General features: G+C 39.4%; 24 protein-coding genes. 8 read left to right on the forward strand and 16 right to left on the reverse strand.

Annotated features, from left to right (window positions below; genetic code table 11):
* The first annotated feature begins 65 nt into the window (after window positions 1-65).
* Window positions 66-1,259 carry a Ger(x)C family spore germination protein gene (locus tag ACEVFT_RS11835; RefSeq protein ID WP_456952058.1) on the forward strand — a complete coding sequence of 398 codons (1,194 nt, stop codon included), beginning with the start codon at window positions 66-68 and terminating at the stop codon, window positions 1,257-1,259.
* Between the two features lie 47 nt (window positions 1,260-1,306).
* Here the strand turns inward: ACEVFT_RS11835 and ACEVFT_RS11840 are convergent, their stop codons facing one another.
* Window positions 1,307-2,062, reverse strand: a complete 756-nt coding sequence (locus ACEVFT_RS11840; protein ID WP_205443924.1) for a class I SAM-dependent methyltransferase — start codon at window positions 2,060-2,062, stop codon at window positions 1,307-1,309.
* A 263-nt stretch (window positions 2,063-2,325) separates the two neighbouring features.
* Here ACEVFT_RS11840 and ACEVFT_RS11845 point away from each other — a divergent pair, with 263 nt between their 5' ends.
* The 3 genes from ACEVFT_RS11845 (at window position 2,326) to ACEVFT_RS11855 (ending at window position 4,358) form a co-directional block, all read left to right on the forward strand.
* The gene (locus ACEVFT_RS11845) at window positions 2,326-3,192 is read left to right on the forward strand and encodes an AraC family transcriptional regulator (protein ID WP_393949960.1); all 867 of its coding nucleotides are present in this window, start codon (window positions 2,326-2,328) and stop codon (window positions 3,190-3,192) included.
* Window positions 3,193-3,208: 16 nt separating this feature from the next.
* Window positions 3,209-3,784 (forward strand): GNAT family N-acetyltransferase, encoded by a 576-nt coding sequence (locus ACEVFT_RS11850; RefSeq protein ID WP_393949962.1) that lies wholly within the window; start codon window positions 3,209-3,211, stop codon window positions 3,782-3,784.
* A gap of 169 nt (window positions 3,785-3,953) precedes the next feature.
* Window positions 3,954-4,358 (forward strand): hypothetical protein, encoded by a 405-nt coding sequence (locus tag ACEVFT_RS11855; RefSeq protein WP_393949963.1) that lies wholly within the window; start codon window positions 3,954-3,956, stop codon window positions 4,356-4,358.
* Between the two features lie 74 nt (window positions 4,359-4,432).
* On the opposite strand, the gene ACEVFT_RS11860 is transcribed toward ACEVFT_RS11855, so the two are convergent.
* A complete protein-coding gene (locus ACEVFT_RS11860) occupies window positions 4,433-5,278 on the reverse strand; it encodes an alpha/beta hydrolase (protein ID WP_393949965.1) in 846 nt (281 codons plus the stop codon).
* A gap of 181 nt (window positions 5,279-5,459) precedes the next feature.
* On the opposite strand from ACEVFT_RS11860, the gene ACEVFT_RS11865 reads away from it, so the two are divergent.
* Together ACEVFT_RS11865 and ACEVFT_RS11870 are read left to right on the forward strand one after the other, a co-directional pair.
* Entirely contained in the window at window positions 5,460-5,903 is a 444-nt protein-coding gene (locus ACEVFT_RS11865) for an SMI1/KNR4 family protein (protein WP_393949966.1), read from the forward strand.
* 30 nt (window positions 5,904-5,933) lie between these two features.
* On the forward strand, window positions 5,934-6,419 hold the full coding sequence (locus ACEVFT_RS11870) for a tetratricopeptide repeat protein (protein WP_393949967.1): 486 nt from the start codon (window positions 5,934-5,936) through the stop codon (window positions 6,417-6,419).
* A gap of 35 nt (window positions 6,420-6,454) precedes the next feature.
* On the opposite strand, the gene ACEVFT_RS11875 is transcribed toward ACEVFT_RS11870, so the two are convergent.
* The 5 genes from ACEVFT_RS11875 to ACEVFT_RS11895 form a co-directional block, all read right to left on the reverse strand.
* Window positions 6,455-6,643 (reverse strand): DUF3955 domain-containing protein, encoded by a 189-nt coding sequence (locus ACEVFT_RS11875; RefSeq protein ID WP_393949968.1) that lies wholly within the window; start codon window positions 6,641-6,643, stop codon window positions 6,455-6,457.
* Between the two features lie 337 nt (window positions 6,644-6,980).
* Entirely contained in the window at window positions 6,981-8,024 is a 1,044-nt protein-coding gene (locus tag ACEVFT_RS11880; protein WP_342532525.1) for a phosphotransferase family protein, read from the reverse strand.
* Between the two features lie 13 nt (window positions 8,025-8,037).
* Window positions 8,038-8,814: an SDR family oxidoreductase gene (locus tag ACEVFT_RS11885; RefSeq protein WP_205443939.1), complete on the reverse strand. Its 777-nt coding sequence runs from the start codon at window positions 8,812-8,814 to the stop codon at window positions 8,038-8,040.
* Window positions 8,811-10,046 carry an acyl-CoA dehydrogenase family protein gene (locus ACEVFT_RS11890; protein WP_393949970.1) on the reverse strand — a complete coding sequence of 412 codons (1,236 nt, stop codon included), beginning with the start codon at window positions 10,044-10,046 and terminating at the stop codon, window positions 8,811-8,813. The genes ACEVFT_RS11885 and ACEVFT_RS11890 overlap by 4 nt, the downstream gene beginning before the upstream one ends.
* Window positions 10,047-10,191: 145 nt before the next feature.
* Window positions 10,192-11,085, reverse strand: a complete 894-nt coding sequence (locus ACEVFT_RS11895) for a LysR family transcriptional regulator (protein ID WP_342532527.1) — start codon at window positions 11,083-11,085, stop codon at window positions 10,192-10,194.
* A gap of 139 nt (window positions 11,086-11,224) precedes the next feature.
* On the opposite strand from ACEVFT_RS11895, the gene hutG reads away from it, so the two are divergent.
* On the forward strand, window positions 11,225-12,190 hold the full coding sequence (hutG, locus tag ACEVFT_RS11900) for a formimidoylglutamase (protein WP_393949972.1): 966 nt from the start codon (window positions 11,225-11,227) through the stop codon (window positions 12,188-12,190).
* The gene (gene gltS / locus ACEVFT_RS11905) at window positions 12,187-13,371 is read left to right on the forward strand and encodes a sodium/glutamate symporter (protein WP_205443946.1); all 1,185 of its coding nucleotides are present in this window, start codon (window positions 12,187-12,189) and stop codon (window positions 13,369-13,371) included. Before hutG ends, gltS begins: the two co-directional genes overlap by 4 nt.
* 261 nt (window positions 13,372-13,632) lie before the next feature.
* On the opposite strand, the gene tnpA is transcribed toward gltS, so the two are convergent.
* The 9 genes from tnpA to ACEVFT_RS11950 all read right to left on the reverse strand — a co-directional run bounded on the left by tnpA (window position 13,633) and on the right by ACEVFT_RS11950 (window position 19,986).
* Entirely contained in the window at window positions 13,633-14,106 is a 474-nt protein-coding gene (gene tnpA / locus ACEVFT_RS11910; RefSeq protein WP_036129052.1) for an IS200/IS605 family transposase, read from the reverse strand.
* Window positions 14,107-14,285: 179 nt separating this feature from the next.
* Window positions 14,286-15,548 carry a polysaccharide deacetylase family protein gene (locus tag ACEVFT_RS11915; RefSeq protein WP_393949974.1) on the reverse strand — a complete coding sequence of 421 codons (1,263 nt, stop codon included), beginning with the start codon at window positions 15,546-15,548 and terminating at the stop codon, window positions 14,286-14,288.
* A gap of 319 nt (window positions 15,549-15,867) precedes the next feature.
* Window positions 15,868-16,164: a hypothetical protein gene (locus ACEVFT_RS11920; RefSeq protein WP_393949976.1), complete on the reverse strand. Its 297-nt coding sequence runs from the start codon at window positions 16,162-16,164 to the stop codon at window positions 15,868-15,870.
* Window positions 16,165-16,248: 84 nt separating this feature from the next.
* A complete protein-coding gene (locus ACEVFT_RS11925; RefSeq protein ID WP_393949977.1) occupies window positions 16,249-16,752 on the reverse strand; it encodes a hypothetical protein in 504 nt (167 codons plus the stop codon).
* Window positions 16,753-17,214, reverse strand: a complete 462-nt coding sequence (locus tag ACEVFT_RS11930) for a hypothetical protein (protein ID WP_393949978.1) — start codon at window positions 17,212-17,214, stop codon at window positions 16,753-16,755. It abuts the gene before it with no gap.
* A gap of 184 nt (window positions 17,215-17,398) precedes the next feature.
* Complete coding sequence (locus tag ACEVFT_RS11935; RefSeq protein ID WP_205443951.1) at window positions 17,399-18,235, reverse strand: D-alanyl-D-alanine carboxypeptidase family protein; 837 nt, start codon at window positions 18,233-18,235, stop codon at window positions 17,399-17,401.
* Window positions 18,236-18,313: 78 nt separating this feature from the next.
* Window positions 18,314-18,931, reverse strand: a complete 618-nt coding sequence (locus tag ACEVFT_RS11940) for a histidine phosphatase family protein (protein ID WP_205443953.1) — start codon at window positions 18,929-18,931, stop codon at window positions 18,314-18,316.
* Between the two features lie 32 nt (window positions 18,932-18,963).
* Window positions 18,964-19,383, reverse strand: coding sequence for a DUF3995 domain-containing protein (locus tag ACEVFT_RS11945; protein WP_393949980.1), 420 nt, complete (start codon window positions 19,381-19,383; stop codon window positions 18,964-18,966).
* A 93-nt stretch (window positions 19,384-19,476) separates the two neighbouring features.
* On the reverse strand, window positions 19,477-19,986 hold the full coding sequence (locus tag ACEVFT_RS11950) for a TetR/AcrR family transcriptional regulator (RefSeq protein WP_393949982.1): 510 nt from the start codon (window positions 19,984-19,986) through the stop codon (window positions 19,477-19,479).
* Between the last annotated feature and the right edge of the window lie 141 nt (window positions 19,987-20,127).

The raw sequence follows: 20,127 nt of genomic DNA on the forward strand, positions 1-20,127 counted from the left end.
ATTTTGCCTGTCTTTTGCTTATCCTTAATAGTATCGGAATTGTCCTAGCCCTTTTCCTAGAGGAGGTGCCCATCATCAAATACACGGTATCATTTATCCTATTGCTTGTAGTGATTTTTTTGCTAGGTGGATGCTGGAATAAACGGGAGTTAAACGAACTAGCTATTGTTACGGCTGTTGGCATTGATAAATCGGACGAGCTAGTTGAAATCTCTGTTCAGATTGTGAACCCAAGTCAAGTTACCTCGAACAAAGCATCAAGTATTCAAGTTCCTGTTTTTACCTATCATGCAAAGGGAAAAACCTTATTTGATGCCATTCGAAAATTAACAACACTGACGCCAAGAAAGCCTTATTATGCGCATGCGCAAATCATTATTGTCGGCGAAGAAATGGCTAAAGAAGGTATGAATAGCATTTTGGATTTATTTCAAAGAGACCCTGAAGGTAGAAGTGAATTTAACATTATCGTGTCCCATGAAGCAACTGCACTAGAAATATTAAGTATTTTAACACCGTTAGAGGATATTCCTGCTAGCAAAATGTTTAAATCCTTAAAAGTATCAGAAGCTGTATGGGGAACGACAGAGTCTGTTATTCTAGATGACTTAGTCCAATCTTTAGGTAGTATTGATAATAGTGCCGTATTACCCTCTATTCAAATATACGGTGATGCAGATGCTGGTGCTTATAGCTCTAATATAGAAAAAATTGAGAGCCCTGCACAATTAAAATATGGTGGGCTGGCCATTTTTAAAAATTATAAGCTCATTGGCTATTTATCAGAACAAGAAAGCAGAGATTATAATTTTTTAAACAATAATATAAAAAGTACATTTGAAATAATTGCCTGTCCTGAGCAAGGGAAAATCTCAACCGAAATTATTAATTCTTCTACTAAAGTGACGGGCCATTTTACAAATGGGATACCTTCGATTTCCATTAAACTTGATATTGAGCAGAACGTTGCAGAGCTAAGTTGTCCTCTGGATTTAACAAAATCAAAAACCATCGATGCTTTAAATAAAGAAACGAGCAGACAAATCAAGGAGCGTTTAGAACATACACTTCAAACCATTCAACAAACCTATCAAGCTGATCTATTAAAATTTAGTGATGTACTACACCGAGAGGACTATCAAGCATGGAATCGAATCAAAAAGAGCTGGCTAACCCTCTATCCAGACCTAGCAGTTCAAATTGAAGTCAAGGTTCATACAAAAGGAGTCGGAGCTGCTACAAAATTAAAACTAGATTAATTCACAAAAAATGACCAGACTCTTTTAAGGAGTACTGGTCATTACAATTAACGCACCGCTTCAAATGTTATAAGTGACGTTTCTTCATTTGGTTGTTGAAGGAACGTGTAGTTCGCTGAACAAGTTATATCAGAGAATCCAACACTTTGTAATAGAAGCTTAAATTCCTCTATCCCATACCAGCGCAATAAAAACTTTTGCAGTTCTGTATCCATTAATGTACCTTGTTGCCACTTCTCGTATTTTAAAACCATGAGTGTATATTGCTCCACCCAGTTCATGGCAATCGATTTTCTTTCAAGAGCAATTCCTTCATCTTGTGAAATTTGATGGTAAGATGTCGTAATTTCCCCTGTTTTCCAGTCAGTAGGAAGTAATAAATCTACTAGGAGTCGCCCACCAGGAACAAGGTGCTGATACATAGAGGTTAAGGATGACAGCGCTTCTTGATGATTTTCAATTAAACAAAACGTGCCTGTTGGCATAACAATGGCTTCATATTGTTGATCTAATGTAAATTGACATACATTCCCTTCATAAAGGACTGGTGTCAATCCTCGCTCTTGACAACGTTTTCGACAGGACGCCAGCATTTCTGGAGAGTAATCAATCCCCTCTATATCAAAGCCCTTCTCCATTAAAGGAATATAGAAGCGTCCAGAACCGACCCCTGCCTCTAAAATCTTACCCGTGATACCTTGCAATCGCTCTAGATAATATTCAATATCCCCACCAAGAGAGTGTCCAACTGGTTTTGTAAAATCATAAAGTGCTGTGCTTAACGATCCGTAATTTTTGTACATATTTTCTCCTCCGATTGTTTGCGGAAGAAATCAATCTATTAATCCTCCCGCACCTTTATGTTATTGAATGGGAAAATTGAGCTGACTATCATCATCTATCACTCGCTTTCTTGTAAATTTAGTTAAATTATACATTTATTAATCATTTAATTCAATGTTTCTATTGATTTCCTATTCATTACAATTTAATGTACAAATTAGCACAAATTATCAAAAAACCCTTCCTATTAGACAGTACCATTGAGTTAAGAAAGGATGATGGTATGGATTATTTTGAAAGAATTCAAAGCGCCATAGAATTTATTGAGAGAAACCTACAGGAAAAGTTAATGATTACAGATATATCTTCCCAATCTTACTTTTCAGCATTTCATTTTCAACGACTTTTTCAAGCCATTACAGGTTTTTCAGTGCAGCAGTATATTCGCAACAGGAGGCTTTCTGAAGCGGCTTCCTTATTAGTAACAACTACCCAGAATATACTTGAGATTGCAATCAACTTTCAATATGGTTCTCAAGAGGCATTTACACGGGCATTTGTTCAGTATTTTGGTGTCACACCTGCTAAATACCGAAAAGGAGCCCACTCCATACCACTTCAAACCAAAATAAACTTTTTGGATTATAAATTGGAAGGAGAACTCCCTATGCAGCGACCAGAAATACTTCAATTACCTAAAAAACGTATCACTGGCTATGAATACAGAACGTCCTTACAAGACGAACAGTATTATGCTGAAATTCCAGGCTTTTATATGGATTTTGGTCAACAGCAATATTATGAGCGAATCTCACATAAAGTAGCCCCTAACATGGCGTATGGCATTTCTACAAACTTTCAGGAGAATGGTCAATTTTCCTTTATTGTAGGAGAGGAAGTCGAAACATTTGAGGAGCAATTAGAGAAAGGCTTCACCCAATTAGAAATTCCTGCTGGTAAATATGCGGAGTTTACATTGAATAGCACTGCGGAAGGAATTCAAAATACAAGACGTTACATTTATGGCGTATGGTTACCAAATTCTAATTATGAGCGCGATTCTGGTCCCGATTTTGAAATAACGGATGTTATGCAATCTATCTATCCACATGAGATGAAAATGAAAATCTACATTCCTGTTAAAGAATAAAAAAGGAGCTACGCCGATGATTATTGAGAAAGTATTTAAGCAATTCCCTACCTTACATTCAACTAATTTACAATTTAAAAAAATAGAAGAATCACATATACAAGAGCTATTTGCCATTTATGATAATGACAAAGTATTTGAGTACTGTGGCATCATCCCAAAACACAACCTTCAAACTGTTCAAAAAATGATTGGCCATTTTGAACGTGATTATACGAAAAAAAGCAGAATAAAATGGGGTATTTTCGAAAAATCACAGAGTGAAAAACTTGTAGGGATTATCGAAGCGATGGACTTTAATCAAAAAATAGATATGGTTACAATTGGTTACTACTTAGCTGAAGCTTCCTGGGGAAAGGGCATCGCTACAGAGGCAGTCGAAATCATCGTAAAATTTTTATTGGAGGAGGTAAATGTTAATCGAATACAGGCAGAAGTCATGCCTTTAAATGAACCATCGAAAAAAGTGCTGCTAAAAAATGGCTTCATAAAAGAAGGTCTTTTGAGACAAGCTTCATTATGGTCTGGCAAAGGTGTTGTTGATTTAGAGATCTATGGTTTATTGAAGGGCGAGTACGACTTGAACGGCTAAACTCTATTTATGAGTTTAGTCTTTTCTTTTATTCTACAGATAAATAGACATTTTACCATCTCCTAAATGGCTCTTTGACATAGATTAGAAATAGGTGACCCGTGCTAGCATGATATTGAAACCATAAAGGAGCGTTTAAGGAATGAATGAAAACAGATATTTAACACGAATGAATTGGGAATTTAACAATTATCATAAGTTTTCCAAATGTTATTGTGAATCAAGAAATTTTTGCTTTGATCACGCTTCTGGCGTCGATCATCCTATTGTTGAGGAAGATTCTTATAAAATCAAATATTATAATAGCCCCCAATTTGAAAAAACATATCAGAAAAAAAAGCAAGACAAAGAACATTGTCAAAGCTGTGTTTGTAGTCACTTAGAATGTTTTGAACCAGGGACTTTAGTAGATGTATACCTCTCAAACGGCAGCCAATTTTTAGGTATTTATTTTATCTATCTTGATCCGCAAAACTGCTGTGGGTACTTCATTCAATTCGATGAAACGGCACGCCCAGTCATTATAGACTGTCAAAAAATAGATGCATTACGTAAAACCTGCGCAGGAAGTTAATACTTTAACTCTTCCCTTTTTTGTGTAATTGAAATAGGCTGGTTATTGCTATATAAGCATAACCAGCCATTCGACTACTCTTCGTTTATCCATTTGATTAATTGTTCATCAAAAAATACAGGTTCTTCAAACATAGGATTATGACCACTTTTTTCAAAAATAACTTTCTTTACATGAGGAGTATAATCCACTGCATCCCATAACGAAACAGGCGCAACTAAATAATCATACCTACCTAGTCCTATAAAAATCGGTTTGCTTACTTGTTGTATTTCTTGTAAAAGGTTCTGCTCCGCAAAAGCTACTCCCCATAGATAATCAATAATTTCCATATTCGGATGAACGTTATCCCACGTAGAGGTAGCATTAAACATATAATCATAAAAACTATGTGCCCCCATACGAATACACATGTGAACAAAGCGTCGTTCAGGCTCCCTCTTAAGATCCTGCTCCAACAAAGCTATATCGTGCGTAAATTGATGTTTACGCTCCGCACTTGCATGTGCCTCAAAATAAGACAAGCTTTGCTGCTGTCTTTCTTGACTATTCGTTGTTGCTGTATTTAAAAGAACGATTTTTTGAACATGCTGGGGATAAGCTTTGGTATACGCCATCGCCATAAATGCATGCCCTGAATGTCCTAAAACAATTAAATCATCAAGCTGTAGAGTTTGTCTTGCATACTCCATGTCTTTCACTATTTTGTCCAATGTATAATCAGCTTGTTTCAATGCATGCGTAGGCTTACCAAAACCTCGATGATCTAAAAAAATAACCTGAAAATGTTGGTAGAAGTTTTCTGAAAACAGACGTGGATAATATATACTACTCCCCACCACTAAAATTGGTTGGCCTTGACCTTTTATACAATAGTTTAATTCAAATCCATCACACATAAGTTTTTGATATATCATCATCTTGATCCTCTTTTCTTTTTTTGTATCATCACTCCCTTTCTTCTTTGTTTTCCCGTGTTTTTTCCATTGAACGCTCTAGCATTCTATCACCTCATTAGATGTTACTATTACATTAACAATATCATTTCCACAGATTCCTAGCAATGAAGGATCGTGTATACTTAATAAAAGGAGCGTGTCTATGAAGGAAAATCTAATAAAGCGTTTGCGGTCATTTTTATTTAATGAGAAGCACCCAACCTTAGTAGGTAAACCTGCAAGCCAAAGAGAAATAAAAGATGCACAGCAGCAACTTTATGTACAATTTCACAACGATTATGTCGAATTTATTGAAACGTTTGGTGGAGCATACGCAGGTTTAGCAATCCATGCTTTTTCGAATGGCTCTAGTCTAGGAAACGAAACCGTTGTTGATTTAACACTGGATTTTCGTCAACAATATAAAGATATCCTATCTCCGAATATCATAGACACTAGCTATGTCATTTCAATGGACGGTGAAGGAAATCCCATTTTCATCGATTCATCAGGTAAGGTCTTCATTTGCGATCATGATTGCGGGGAAATCAAGCGATTAGCTGATTCATTTGAATTGTTGATAGAAGATTGTTTTTATGAATGGTAAGTTATTTAAACAAAGAAGAGGTTAAATAAAATGGACAAACAATTAGAACGTATACTTGCATTAAGAAAAAACGGACAGCTTGAGGAAGCTAATCAATGCATGGTGGCACTGGTCAAGGAACATCCTGAAAATGCATACTATCAATTTCAATGTGCTTGGACATTTGATTCTTTAGGGCAGGAAAAAGAAGCAGCTCCGCACTATGAAAAAGCGATAAAATTGGGACTAGAACCAGAAGTATTAGTGGATGCCTACCTTGGTTTAGGAAGCACATATCGAACTTTAGGGCAATACGAGCAAGCAAAGCGAATCTTTGAACAAGCCATTCAAGAATTCCCTGAGGCCGAGCATGTCAAGGTCTTCTATGCCATGACACTTTATAATCTTGGCGAACATGCAAAATCAATGGAAACATTATTGCACACCTTAATACTTACAACCAACCATCAGGGCATTCAAGATTATAAAAAAGCCATTCACTACTACAGTGATAAACTAGATCAAACATGGTCATAAAAAAACAGGCTCCTATTTTGGGCCTGTTTTTAGCATTATGATGCGATAGTTCGCTTTTTGAATGTAGAAAATAACGCCATAATCAAGAATGTTAGTATGCCGCTAAAGAAAAATAGATAACTCAATGGAATTAAAAAGAAGTTTTTCTCCACTATCGTACCATCTGCTAGTATCTCATCTCCTATAAGTCCTTTTATAAATAAACATACGATCCCCATGATCATCGGAATTGTGGCAAGTAAATATTTTTCATTATTTCTTCCTCCAGATAGTTAAATCCTTGTTGTTATTGATGTCGCTCACAATTGTTATGATAGCGTTAGTTATATTATAAGTCAATTATTTTTTATCGAAAAACAATAAATAATTATTGAATAGCACCTATAATAAAAGGGAACTTATGTTCCCCCTCTTTTAATTTCTTGTACGTGTTTTGTTATGATTTTTGAGTAGATTTTGTGCGAGTGAAAATAAATATATATATAATTTAGTGTCGGATAATCTGCTTTAATGAGCTATAAAAAACAGCTACTTAGCAAAAAGTAACCGTTTTTTCTTGATTTATATCGATTTAGAAGCCTGTTGTATGAGTGCAGCGACCATTTTATCCATCTGAGCAAAGCGATCATCCTGAGTTTGCCCTTTGACATAACGATAATAGATTTGCTGACAAATAACGGCTAATTTGAAATAAGCAAATGTACAGTAATAATGAATGGCTGACACATCTCGCCCACTCTTCTCTGCATAACGATCAATAAATTGTTGTCGGGTATAAAAGCCTGGTAATACAGTTACTGGTGGTTCTCCAAGTGCATATAATAGCATTTTTGGGTCATCCGCTTGCATCCAATAACTCATTGCTACCCCAACATCAGCTAGTGGGTCCCCTACTGTTGTCATCTCCCAATCAAAAAGACCAATCATTTCGGTAATATCCTTAGAGAACATCGCATTATTCAATTTATAGTCATAATGAATAATGGTTGCTTCATTATTGGAAGGGATATGATTTTTTAACCACTCTGTTAATACGGCTACTTCCGCATGCTCTGCTGTTTTCGCTTTTTCATAACGCTCGATCCAGCCATACACTTGTCGTTCCATAAATCCGTCAGGCTTCACCATATCCTTTAATGGTGTGTCTTGATAAGGAATGGCATGTAATGCAACTAAAGAGTCAACCATCATTTCGGATAACTGACGTGCTAGTTCCTCTGTTGGTTCTGTCCCTTTTGGAAAATGCGTATCAAGGACGATGCCTTTTTTGCGCTCCATTAAAAAGAAATCACTACCGATGATGTCTCGATCCTCTACATAGACATACGGCTTGGGAACCGCTGTTAAAAATGGATGCAATGCTGATAAAATTGTAAACTCCCGCTTCATATCATGCGCTTTCTTGGCAACTGGTCCAAGCGGAGGACGACGTAGAACAGCTTCGAAATCTGCTATTTTTAAACAATACGTCAAATTGGAATGTCCTGCACTAAATTGTGATATTTCAAGTTTCCCCTGTGGAAGCTCAGGGAAATAGCTTTCTAAAAAGGCATGTAATTTATCCACATCTAACCGTTCACTTGACCTTACTTGCATCGTATCCATTTTACTTCCCTCCTTAAATAATGGAGCTCATGCCCCCATCTACTACAATGACATCCCCTGTTACATAATCCGAAGCTGGTGCTGCTAAAAATAACGCTACGCCCTTCAGATCATTTTCTGAACCTAAACGTTTTAACGGTGTAACGCCCATTAAATAGTCTTGTCCACGTTCGATTAAAACATTGGACATTTTCGTTGGGAAAAATCCTGGTGCAATGGCGTTGACATTGACTCCATGTGGTCCCCATTTAACAGCTAAATCCTTCGTTAAAGTGATGACAGCCCCTTTACTCGCGTTATAGGCAATCGTGTCCATAAAAGCTGGTAGCGTACCACCTAGTCCAGCGATGGAAGCAATATTAATAATTTTGCCGCTTTTTTGCTCTAGCATAATTTTGCCCACTGCTTGGCTAAATAAAAAGGTTCCATTGACATTGACATCAAATACTTTTTGCCAGGCTTCATAGGGCATATCAATGGCAGGTGTTCCCCATGATGCGCCACTGTTATTGACTAAAATATCAATTTTACCGAATGTTGTGATTGTTTTGGCCACCACATGAGCAATATCCTCTGGCTTTGTGACATCACATGCTAGGGCTAATGTTTGAACACCTAGCTTTTCGAGCCCTGTGGCAACTTCCTCACACGCCTCCACCTTTCGTGAGCATAGGACCACATTGGCTCCAGCCTCTGCGAATCCTTGAGCAATTTGCGCACCGAGTCCACGTCCTCCTCCTGTCACAATGGCTGTTTTACCTTTTAAGCTAAATAACTCTAGGACCGTCATTTCACCAGCTCCTCTTGTTTGTTGGCATGCTTTTTCAATTCTAGCTTAGCAATGGTATTACGATGCACCTCATCTGGTCCATCTGCTAAACGCAATGTGCGTGAATTTGCCCATTGTGCAGCAAGCGTTGTATCTGGACCTACCCCAGCTGCACCAAATGCTTGGATAGCTCGATCAATGACTCTTAGTGCCATATTTGGCGCAACTACCTTAATCATGGCAATTTCAGCTTTTGCCTCTTTGTTGCCTACCGTGTCCATCATATAAGCAGCCTTCAAAGTTAAAAGCCTTGCTTGCTCAATATCCATGCGAGATTCGGCAATACGCTCCCGCATTACCCCTTGATCTGCTAGTGGTCGATGAAATGCCTGTCTCTCCTGTACACGTACACACATTTCCTCCAATGCACGTTCTGCTGCACCAATAAGACGCATACAATGATGAATTCTTCCGGGTCCTAGCCTACCTTGCGCAATGGCAAAGCCTTTTCCTTCCCCCCATAAAATATTATCCACTGGTACACGTACATTGGTAAAAGTAACCTCACCATGGCCCTCTGGTGCATGATCGTAGCCAAAGGCAGTTAGCATACGCTCCACTTTTACCCCTGGTGTATCCATTGGTACGAGAATCATAGATTGCTGCTCATGGATAGGGGCCATTGTATCTTTATGCTTGCCCATAAAAATAGCCACCCTACAGCGAGGATCCCCAGCACCGGTTGTCCACCATTTATGGCCATTTAAAATGTATTCATCTCCGTCTCGTTCAATACTTGCCTCAATATTCGTAGCATCACTGGATGCAACAGCTGGCTCTGTCATCGCAAAGCAAGATCGTATTTCGCCTCGTAATAACGGTTCAAGCCACTGCTTTTTTTGCTGTGCCGATCCATAACGTACAAGTACTTCCATATTTCCTGTGTCAGGTGCATTACAGTTAAACACTTCGGGTGCCAGAAGTGAGCGTCCCATGATTTCACATAAAGGTGCGTATTCTAAGTTGGTTAAACCTGCTCCATATTCACTATCTGGTAAAAATAAATTCCACAAACCTGCCTGTTGTGCCTTCTGTTTCAGCTCCTCCATAATAGGTGGAATCGCTCCCCAACGATCTTCCATTGCCTCGACCTGTGCAGCATAAACGGTCTCATTTGGATAAATGTATTGCTCCATAAAATTCGTCAGCTTGTCCTGTAACTTCACAACCTTTTCACTATAGGAAAAATTCATTAGAAGATACCCCCTTTGCTTGAACTTCGCAAAATGAATGAATGTTCATTTTCATTCTTACAATAAATGTTACCGCTATTTTTCTAGTAAAGCAATGTTCTATTTTTGAATTTTCTAACAAAAGGGAAAATTCATTACTATGGACTTACGTCGTTTTGTTTTCAAAAAACTGTAAAATATCCTTCAATAATTGTCGGATGGCTAATGGTAAATGACGGTTTTTCAAGTACACTAGATAGACATTTCGACTTAAATTCACACCCTCAATTTCTTTTTTTACAATCGTTTTGGCAGTCGGCCCTTGCAAGTAATTTTCAGGTAATATGGTCACACCTAAATGTTCTCGTACGAGCGATACAGCCGTTTCAAAACGCTCAATTTCAAATTGAATATTGATGTTTTTACCAGCCTGTTCAAATGACGTTAATATATCTCGTCTTGTTTGAAAGCCCTCGGTACTAATAATAAATGGTTCTTCACAAATATCTGAGATGGTTAGAACCTCCTTTTGGGCTAACGGATGATGTAAAGGTAACACTGCGACCAATCGTTCTTCATATAAGGTTTGAACTTCTAACTCTGGATCATCCATTAGCTGATTGGTGATGATTACATGCGTTTTATAGCTTTTCAAGGATTTTTTCACCCGCTTACTGCCTAAAATATCGACTAAATGAATTTTCATTTGTGGATAGTCTTTTTTATAGTTGGCGATTACTTTCGGGAGCCAATGCTTGATTGATTCCATGCCCCCAATGGTGATATCCTTCGTGCCATGAACAATCACTTCATCCATTTCAATTTTCAATACTTCCATATTTTTCACAATAACTTTTGCCCGTTCAAAAAGTAACTCTCCTGCTTCTGTTAATTGCAGATTTCTAGTATTTCTTTCTAATAAGGGGGAGCCAATCTCTTGTTCTAATTTTTTGATAGCATTACTTAAGGAAGGCTGCGAAATATGCAGTCTTTCTGCGGCTTTCGAGAAATTCATCTGTTCTGAAACAGCGATAAAATAGTGTAATTGTTTAATGTCCACCTATAGATACCTCCAATATTTATAGTTAAAAGCTATAGATTAATATTAATTATATATTAGTAATTATAATTATGTGAATATATAATGAATTACAACAATACTTTTTCTACAATAATATTAACAATGGGGTTGATAAATTATGTACACACTGACAGATCAAAAACAATGGAAAGGCCGAATAGATTCAACGACAAATACAAGCAGTTTTCGTTTACACCAACAAGTTAAAAGATTGGCGATTAATGATGTAAGCGCTTCAGATAAGAAAAGCGCTGCACTCGTTGGTTTTATTTGCGATGAAGGGGTACGTCGAAATCAAGGTCGTGTAGGTGCAGCAAACGGACCAAACGCACTGCGAGAAGGATTAGCAAGTTTACCGTGGACATTTGAGGACGATCAACAAATCATTGATGTTGGCAATATCGTTTGTCTGAACCATGCGTTAGAGGATGCACAGCGTGAGCTTGGTGAAGTAGTAGCAACAGTACTGCAAAAAAAATTAGCATGTGTTGTGCTAGGTGGCGGACATGAAACGCTGTATGGCCATTATGTAGGCGTTCGTTCTGCCCTACCAAAGGATGCTAAAATCGGCATCATCAATATAGATGCTCACTTCGATTTACGACCATACGATGAACAAACTTCGTCAGGTACGATGTTCCGTCAAATTTTAGAGCAGGATCCCCACGCTGACTATTTTGTTGTTGGTATCCAACGCTATGGCAATACAAGAGAACTTTTCGAAAAAGCCGATGAATTAAAGGTGAAGTATGTTTATGAGGATCAAATGACAGTAGCCAACCAACAGCAATTATCGGATGAATTACAGCACTATATGGATCAACATGATTATATTCTTTTAACATTATGTATGGATGTCTTAAATGCAGCTTTCGCTCCAGGTGTAAGTGCTCCTTCACCGTTTGGGCTTGACCCATCGACTGTGCGCACAATCCTCCAACAAGTCACTTCACACCCACACACACATTCATTTGATATATGTGAGGTCAATCCGTTATTAGATGAAAACGGACGTACAGTGAAATTAGGTGCTTATTTTGTGTATGAAGCACTGAACAACTTACTTAGGAGGCAAGGTTCATGATCGAAATTAATCAAATTACAACGGTGTTTCTAGCCGTTGCACTCTTTGCATTGGGTGGCTTTCTTATTAATAAAATAGGCTTTTTAAAGCGTTTCTGTATCCCAGCTCCCGTGGTTGGTGGTTTATTGTTCGCTGCCCTTGCTACCATCTTAAAAACAACGGGTATCCTAGAAATATCCCTTGATACTTCTTTACAAAGCTTATTTATGATTACTTTCTTCACGACAATTGGCTTAGGTGCAAGCTTTAAACTAGTAAAGCTCGGTGGAAAATTACTCATTATTTACTGGCTAGCATGTGGCTTCCTAGCGTTAATGCAAAATGTCATTGGGGTATCGCTTGCCTCACTCATGGGCATTCATCCTTTAATCGGAATGATGGCTGGAGCCGTTTCTATGGAGGGTGGTCATGGAGCTGCCGCTGCATTTGGACAAACTTTAGAAGATTTAGGTATTTCTTCAGCCATGACAATTGGTGCCGCTGCCGCAACATGTGGTCTAGTTGCTGGTGGTTTAATTGGTGGTCCAATTGTCAAATATTTAGTAGGTAAATACAATTTAACACCCGATGAACAAGAATCGGAAGAAATCGAATATGAGAATAAACATGAGCAAATTACATCCGATTCGTTCTTTACACAAGTCTTATTAATTACTTTCTGTATGGCTGTCGGTACGTATGTCGGCACACTATTCTCAGAGGCAACAGGCTTCGTTCTGCCAGGCTATGTGGGAGCTATGTTTGTAGCTGTCTTAGTCCGCAATATGATGGACAAATTCAAACCAGAAGCAATCAATATGAAGAGTATCTCATTAATTGGTGATGTCACATTAGGTGTTTTCCTTTCCATGGCGCTAATGAGTATCAAGTTATGGGAAATTGCTGATTTAGCGCTTCCATTATTTATCATTGTCTTTGCGCAAGTATTCTTTATTGTTGTATTTAGTATTTTTGTATTGTTTAAATTACTTGGCAAAAACTACGATGCAGCTGTTATGGTAGCTGGTTTTGCAGGACATGGTTTAGGGGCCACACCAAATGCCATGGCCAATATGTCAGCCGTAGTGCAACGCTTCGGGCCTTCTAAAAAAGCCTTCCTCGTCGTTCCGATTGTCGGTGCCTTTTTAATCGACGTATTTGGTATTCCAATTATCATTACAACGATCAATTTATTTAAATAAATCAGAAGAGGCTGGGACATAACTCATTTTATTGAGAAAAAGCAAAAAATGAATGTTATTTTTGCGATTTATTAAAGTATATGTGTTCTAATAACGCAAAAAAATGTTAGACCAAACTTGTAAATGGTCTAACATTTTTTCTTTTGTCCCAGCCTCTTTGCTCTGCGCGTGAAACGCTGGGGTACTGGCCCATGTCTAAAGACATTCTGAATGGTCCGTCAACCGCACTCCGTTTTCACACAAACCGCTAAAGCGGCTTACTTATTTTTTCTTTCTCTTGATTTCTTCTCCTGTGAATGGGTCAATGAATTCTTTCATCGTCATTTGATCTTGCAGGATATCTTCTTGTAATTGATTTTTTATATACTCCTGTATCTTTTTCTTATTTCGGCCGACTGTATCCACATAGTATCCTCGACACCAGAATTGACGATTACCGTATTTATACTTTAAATTTGCATGTCGGTCGAAAATCATTAGACTACTCTTCCCTTTTAAATAACCCATGAACGCAGATACACTCAATTTCGGAGGAATACTTACCAACATATGAATATGGTCAGGACAGGCTGTTGCCTCTATGATTTCTACATCTTTTCTTTCACATAATTGGCGCAATATTCTTCCAACATCTGCTTTAATTTGACCATAAATAATCTGCCTTCTATACTTTGGCGCAAAGACGATATGATACTTACAATTCCACGTTGTATGTGCTAAACTTTTATTATCCATTTATGGTGGCTCCTTTCGTACGAAGTCGGTTGACTAGACCTGACTTTATTGTACGTTTGGAGTTTTTTTATTGTCCATAGCTAAAAGCTTTCCGGAACCCCCTGCATAGCAGGGGGTTTTCAAAGCACACAAAAAGAGCTTTGCAGTCGTCCAGTGTAGACGATTGCAAAGCTTTTCTATTATTGTAATATCTCACTTACTGTGACAAATTCATAGCCTTGTTTCTGTAAATAAAGAATGACATTTTCTAAACCATTGGCTGTCGTTTGATGGATATCATGCATTAAAATAATACTACCATCTTTTACAGAGGCTTTGACATACGCTAAAATTTTATCTGGATTGTGATGTTTCCAATCCAGTGTATCAATCGACCACAAAATCGAAGGGATGGTCATGACAGAACGTACTTGGTCATTGGTCGCTCCATACGGTGGACGAAAAACGGTTGGATACTGCCCAATGGCTGCATAAATAGCGTTACTTGTGCCACTGACTTCTTGTTTAACACCTGCTATTGATAAGGTCGTTAATTTTTTATGGCTCAAGGTATGGTTGCCGATTTCGTGCCCTGCTTCATAGACTTGCTTAACGATTGCAGTATTTCTTGATACATTTTTACCTACCATAAAGAATGTAGCCTTGGCATCGTATTTTTTTAACGTTGCCAAAATTTGTGGTGTCACCTTGGCATCAGGCCCATCATCAAATGTTAAAGCTACCCGTTTTTTTGCGCCTTTCGCCACTGGCACACCTTTATTATAAACTTTGTTATCTATTAACTGAATATCGGCTAGCTCAGAAGCTTTGACATACCCTTTTTGGTCGCCTGCTTCTATATAGGCCCAGCCTGCAAGTGTTATGTAATACTGGACAGTCGTTTTATTGGCAAGTGTACCAAGAACTTCTCCGTTTGGACTCGCTGTTAAACGTAATTCAGCACCAGCAACAGCATTGATTTTTTTCTTTGTTGAGGTTGGTTTTTTTAATGCGCTTGTCGCTACATACCCAATCTCTTCCCCATATTGGACGAAAGACCAGCCTCCAGGTGCTGTGCCATACACATAAATCATTCGTCCTTCATAGAGCTGTCCTACATGCTGGGCATGTTGACTTGGGGCTGTAAATAAAGTCGTACCACCCTTTTGAATCACTAAGTAACCCTCAGACTTCAGCTTGACTAAAACATCAGATGTGACATAGCCCTCCTGCTCTGGCGTTTGAATATGTGTCCATCCTTTACTTACTTGTGTTACTGAAACAAAGCTTCCTTTTGATAGTTCCCCGGTCTCCGCACTATTCGTAGAAGCTTCTTCATAGATTACCGCATCTTTGGTGACCTTTTGAATCACCACTGACCCTTCAGCACTTGCTGAAAGTTGCCCAGCCAATATGCATATCATAAACGTCAAAACGATTGCATAGGGTAAAAATTTTTTCATTGTTCTACACCGCCCTTAGATGTCTTCCATGTCTGTTTGCTAAAAAAATGTTAAGATTTAACTTTCATTATAGAGGAAACATTCATACCAGAAAATAGTAATAATCAACTAGATTCCCTATTACAAGGCTACTCAAATCGTATTTTAATAAATACTTATACATTCCTCCTTCCCGTTTTTCTACGAAACTATGCATAGTTTATGATAATTCAATGATGTCGACTTATTTTGTTGATTTTTTGTTAGTTCCTATTTTGAGAATGGATCATCTTCGTGCTGCTACTAATGAGCCGTTGCTACTTAGAATGGAGCGGTACTATTACTTAGGTGAGCGGCTCTCTCCTTTTTGAGCGGCTCTCTCCTCTTTTGGAGCGGGGTTCTCTCTTTTTTGAGCGTTTCCCTTCTCATTTGGAGCGGGTTTCTCTCTTTTTTGAGCGTTTCCCTTCTCATTTGGAGCGGGTTTCTCTCTTTTTTGAGCGTTTCCCTTCTCATTTGGAGCGGGTCCATCTCCTCTATGAGCGGCTCTTCCCTCTTTTGGAGCGGGGTTACCTCCTATGAGCAGCTTTCTCCTCTTTTGGAGCGGGTTTCTCTCCTTTTTGAGCGTTTCCCTTCTCATTTAGAGCGAGTTCACCTCCTTTATGAGCGGCTCCCTTCTCATTTGGAGCGGGGCCACCTCCTCTATGAGCGGCTCTCTCCTCATTTAGAGCGGGGTTACCTCCTTTATGAGCGGCTCTCTCCTCTTTTGGAGCGGGGTTCTCTCCTTTTTGAGCAGCTCTCTCCTCTTTTGGAGCGGGGTTCTCTCCTCTTTGAGCGGCTCTCTCCTTATTTGGAGCGGCTCTCTCACCTTTATGAGCGGCTCTCTCCTCTTTTGGAGCGGGGTTGCCACCTTTATGAGCGGCTCTCCCCTCATTTGGAGCGGGTTCACCTCCTTTTTGAGCGGCTCTCTCCTCTTTTGGAGCGGGGTTGCCACCTTTATGAGCGGCTCCCTCCTCACTTGGAGCGGGTTCACCTCCTTTTTGAGCGGCTCTCTCCTCTTTTGGAACGCTTCTCTCACCTTTATGAGCAGCTCTCTCTTCTTTTGGAGCGAGGTTACCTCCTTTTTGAGCGGCTCTCCCCTCATTTGGAGCAGGTTCACCTCCTCTTTGAGCAGCTTCCTCCTCAGTTGGAGCGGGTCCACCTCCTCTTTGAGCGGCTCTCTCCTCATTTAGAGCGGGGTTACCTCCTTTTTGAGCAGCTCTCTCCTCTTTTGGAGCGGGTTTCTCTCCTCTTTGAGCGGCTCCCTCCTCATTTGGAGCGGGTCCACCCCCTTTATGAGCGGCTCTCTCCTCTTTTGGAGCGGGTTTGCCACCTTTATGAGCGGCTCTCTCCTCTTTTGGAGCGGGTTCACCTCCTTTATGAGCAGCTCTCTCCTCATTCGGAGCGGGTTTCTCTCCTCTTTGAGCGGCTCTCTCCTCTTTTGGAGCGGGTTCACCTCCTTTATGAGCGGCTCTCTCCTCTTTTGGAGCGGGGTTACCTCCTTTATGAGCGGCTCTCCCCTCATTCGGAGCGGGTCTCTCCCCTCTTTGAGCGGCTCCCTCCTCATTTGGAGCGGGTCCACCCCCTTTATGAGCGGCTCTCTTCTCTTTCGGAGCGGGTCCACCTCCTTTATGAGCGGCTCTCTTCTCATTTAGAGCGCTTCCACCACTTTTATGAGCAGCTCTTCTCAGGAATAGATCCTCTTCCTCGTATCAAGCAGCTTCTCCCAAAAAACCTGGATTATCTACTACCGTCCCTAAAATATTCAATGCCCTCCTTTCTATTAAGACGCTGGGAACCATGAAAAAGTTGAGCTTTTTTCATTATTTTTCCTCTCATAAAGCCTCGTAGGCAGTGAGGGCATCCTCGATATGTGGGGGTGGGGTCCACATATAGCTTGGGGCATTGGTTGTAATGAATAAAAAAGATTTCCCTTCTTTTTCGATTATGGACGCCAGACACAGTCCTGCTTCTGGGGTATAGCCTGTTTTTCCACCTAGTATTGGTCCGTCTAGACCCGGCAATTTTGTAAATAATGAGTTTGTAATTATTAATTGGTTGGGTACATGAGTTGTGTAGCTTTTCGAGGTAAAGATTTGATAAAAGATAGGATTTTCTAACGCATAACGTAGAAGTTTACTGATGTCCCGCACGCTGGATACATGTGCCTCATCATGTAGGCCACTGGTGTTAACAAAATGTGTATCATGCATGCCTAATTCCTGCGCCTTATTATTCATCAACGTAACAAATTTATCCTCACTACCTGCCACAGCATCTGCAAGTGTTCCGGTTGCATCGGCACCTGAGGCAAGGAGTGTGCCATACAATAAGTCCTCCATCGTGACAAAATCTCCTGCTTGAAAGCCTGCCATCGAAGCATTTTGTGCCGTATAGTTCGCAATCGTTTGGGGTTCTACAATGGTTTGTGTTTGTAAATTATCTGTCATCTCTATGGCAACGATAGCTGTCATGATTTTTGTTAAGGATGCAGGATAAATAATAGCATCCGCATTTTTTTCGTATAATACTTCGCCCTGTTCATTGAGTAACAAAGCATTTTGACTATGTAATGATGGCAGTTCTAGATGAGCGAGTTCATATGTTTTGTTTATACAATAAAATAAGAAAACCACGATACAAAGACAGCCCAATAACATCCATTTTTTCATAAAAAACGCCTCCTACACATTATAATAGGCGGCATTTCTTAATATTCCTTGAGAAAAATGAGATGAACTCAAATATTTTCACATGTAAAAATCATCTTCGTAATTTGAACTAATTCTTGTAATCTCTTTATTAGTTAGTTTGAACAATACATCTTGAGAAACCTCTAGCTTGAGAGCCTCTTCTTTATTTAGACCAGCATAGACGCCGCGCAAAATACGCCCCGTCAAACCGTGCGAGACAACAATTACTTTTGAAAATGGTTGAATCTCTTCAAGCAAAGCAGTTAGTCTGCTCACAACAGCTTCATAGGTTTCTCCATCTGGTGCACGAAAATACCAATTGAAGGCATCCGTGTTCGTTAATAAAGCAGGCCAATTTTGCTGTATTTCTGCCATGGTTAAGCCAGCCCATTGTCCCACAGCAACCTCTGTTAAACGTTGATCCTGCTTCACCTTGTTAATGTTATAGCCAAGCGTTTCACAAAGTATGACTGTGCTCTGCATGGCTCTTCCCATTGGACTTGATAGGATGGTCCATTCATCTGCATCGCCAATGAGTGATTTCAGCATGCGTGCATTTTGCTGAACTTGCTCCCGGCCACGCTCTGTTAGTGGTGAATCAAGCTGTCCCTGATATCTCCCTTGTGTATTATAATTTGTCTCACCATGACGAAGTAAGTAGATTATTTGCTCCATTTTATTTCCCCCATTCCAAAGTAAAATAGCTGTTAAAACAACACTAGTACATAGACCAAGCTAAGAAACAAACATAACGGACTATACCATTTCGAATCATTTTGAGCAAACTTGGAATGCTTAATGGTTTTAAAAAAGCCAACATATTTAAAATCACCAATTGCTCGTATCAAAAATACCAGCGCACAAACGATACTGCCTATTTTTGAAAAAATAGAGGCTTGAAAAAATGTCATCCACCCTTCTTGAACAAGGATGATACTACTTGCTAGCAACACCAGCATTGCTACACAGAGCGTTCCCCATTTCCTAGGAACAAAAACGGCTTGTTGGCTGCCTTCTTTCATAGGAATAACAGCTTCTGTACCCCATCCACCACCAAAAGCCCAATAAATATGTATTACACTAATCAGCCATAATAGTCCCACTGCGACAATTGATAAAATAAACATGTTCTACCTCCCTATTCACCTTTCCATACGCCATCGTATGTTTTGGCGATAAATATAGTCCCTCAAAGCTTATGTCGGCTCTGAGAGACCTTCTTATTGTAATAGGAGCTTAATCATCTTTTCGAGATCGAAATGAGGATTGGCTTCGAATCGTGTCATCCAGCCAATATAGGTTAAATAAGCCAATCTTGCACGGTCAGTAGATTCATTTATATCTACACCACTTTTTTGATAGAGTGTCGCCACACAGTCAATTCGCTGCTCCTCTATTTGAACGATACGCTTTGCGACATCTGGATCATATTTGGCCCAAGCATAAATGCCTATCTCCATTTTTTTATTTTTGTGAAAACTTATCCGTAAAAGCTGTTCTAAAGTAGCATCTTCTTGCTCCATGCTTTGAATAATGGCCTTTGTCGCATGGGTTTCCCAATAGTCAAGCATGGCATCTAATAGCTGTTGACGATCACGAAAATAATGATAAAAGCTCCCCTTGCTAATGTTTAATGATCGAGCAAGTGCTTCAATACGTACTTTATGTATGCCCGCTTCTGCTAATTGCTCTAGACCCGCTCTAATCCAATCTTCTTTCGATACTTGCATGATTGCCCTCCAAAAAATACGATAGCGTATGTTTTGTCTTATATTACCACCTTATGCATCCCTCATCAACTTTTATCGTTTTTATGGCGAACATTAATATGATTATTCACTGTAACATGGACTGTTACCACTCGTGGTAAA

It is taken from the genome of Lysinibacillus sp. PWR01 (assembly GCF_043359455.1).
Lineage (GTDB): Bacteria > Bacillota > Bacilli > Bacillales_A > Planococcaceae > Lysinibacillus > Lysinibacillus fusiformis_F.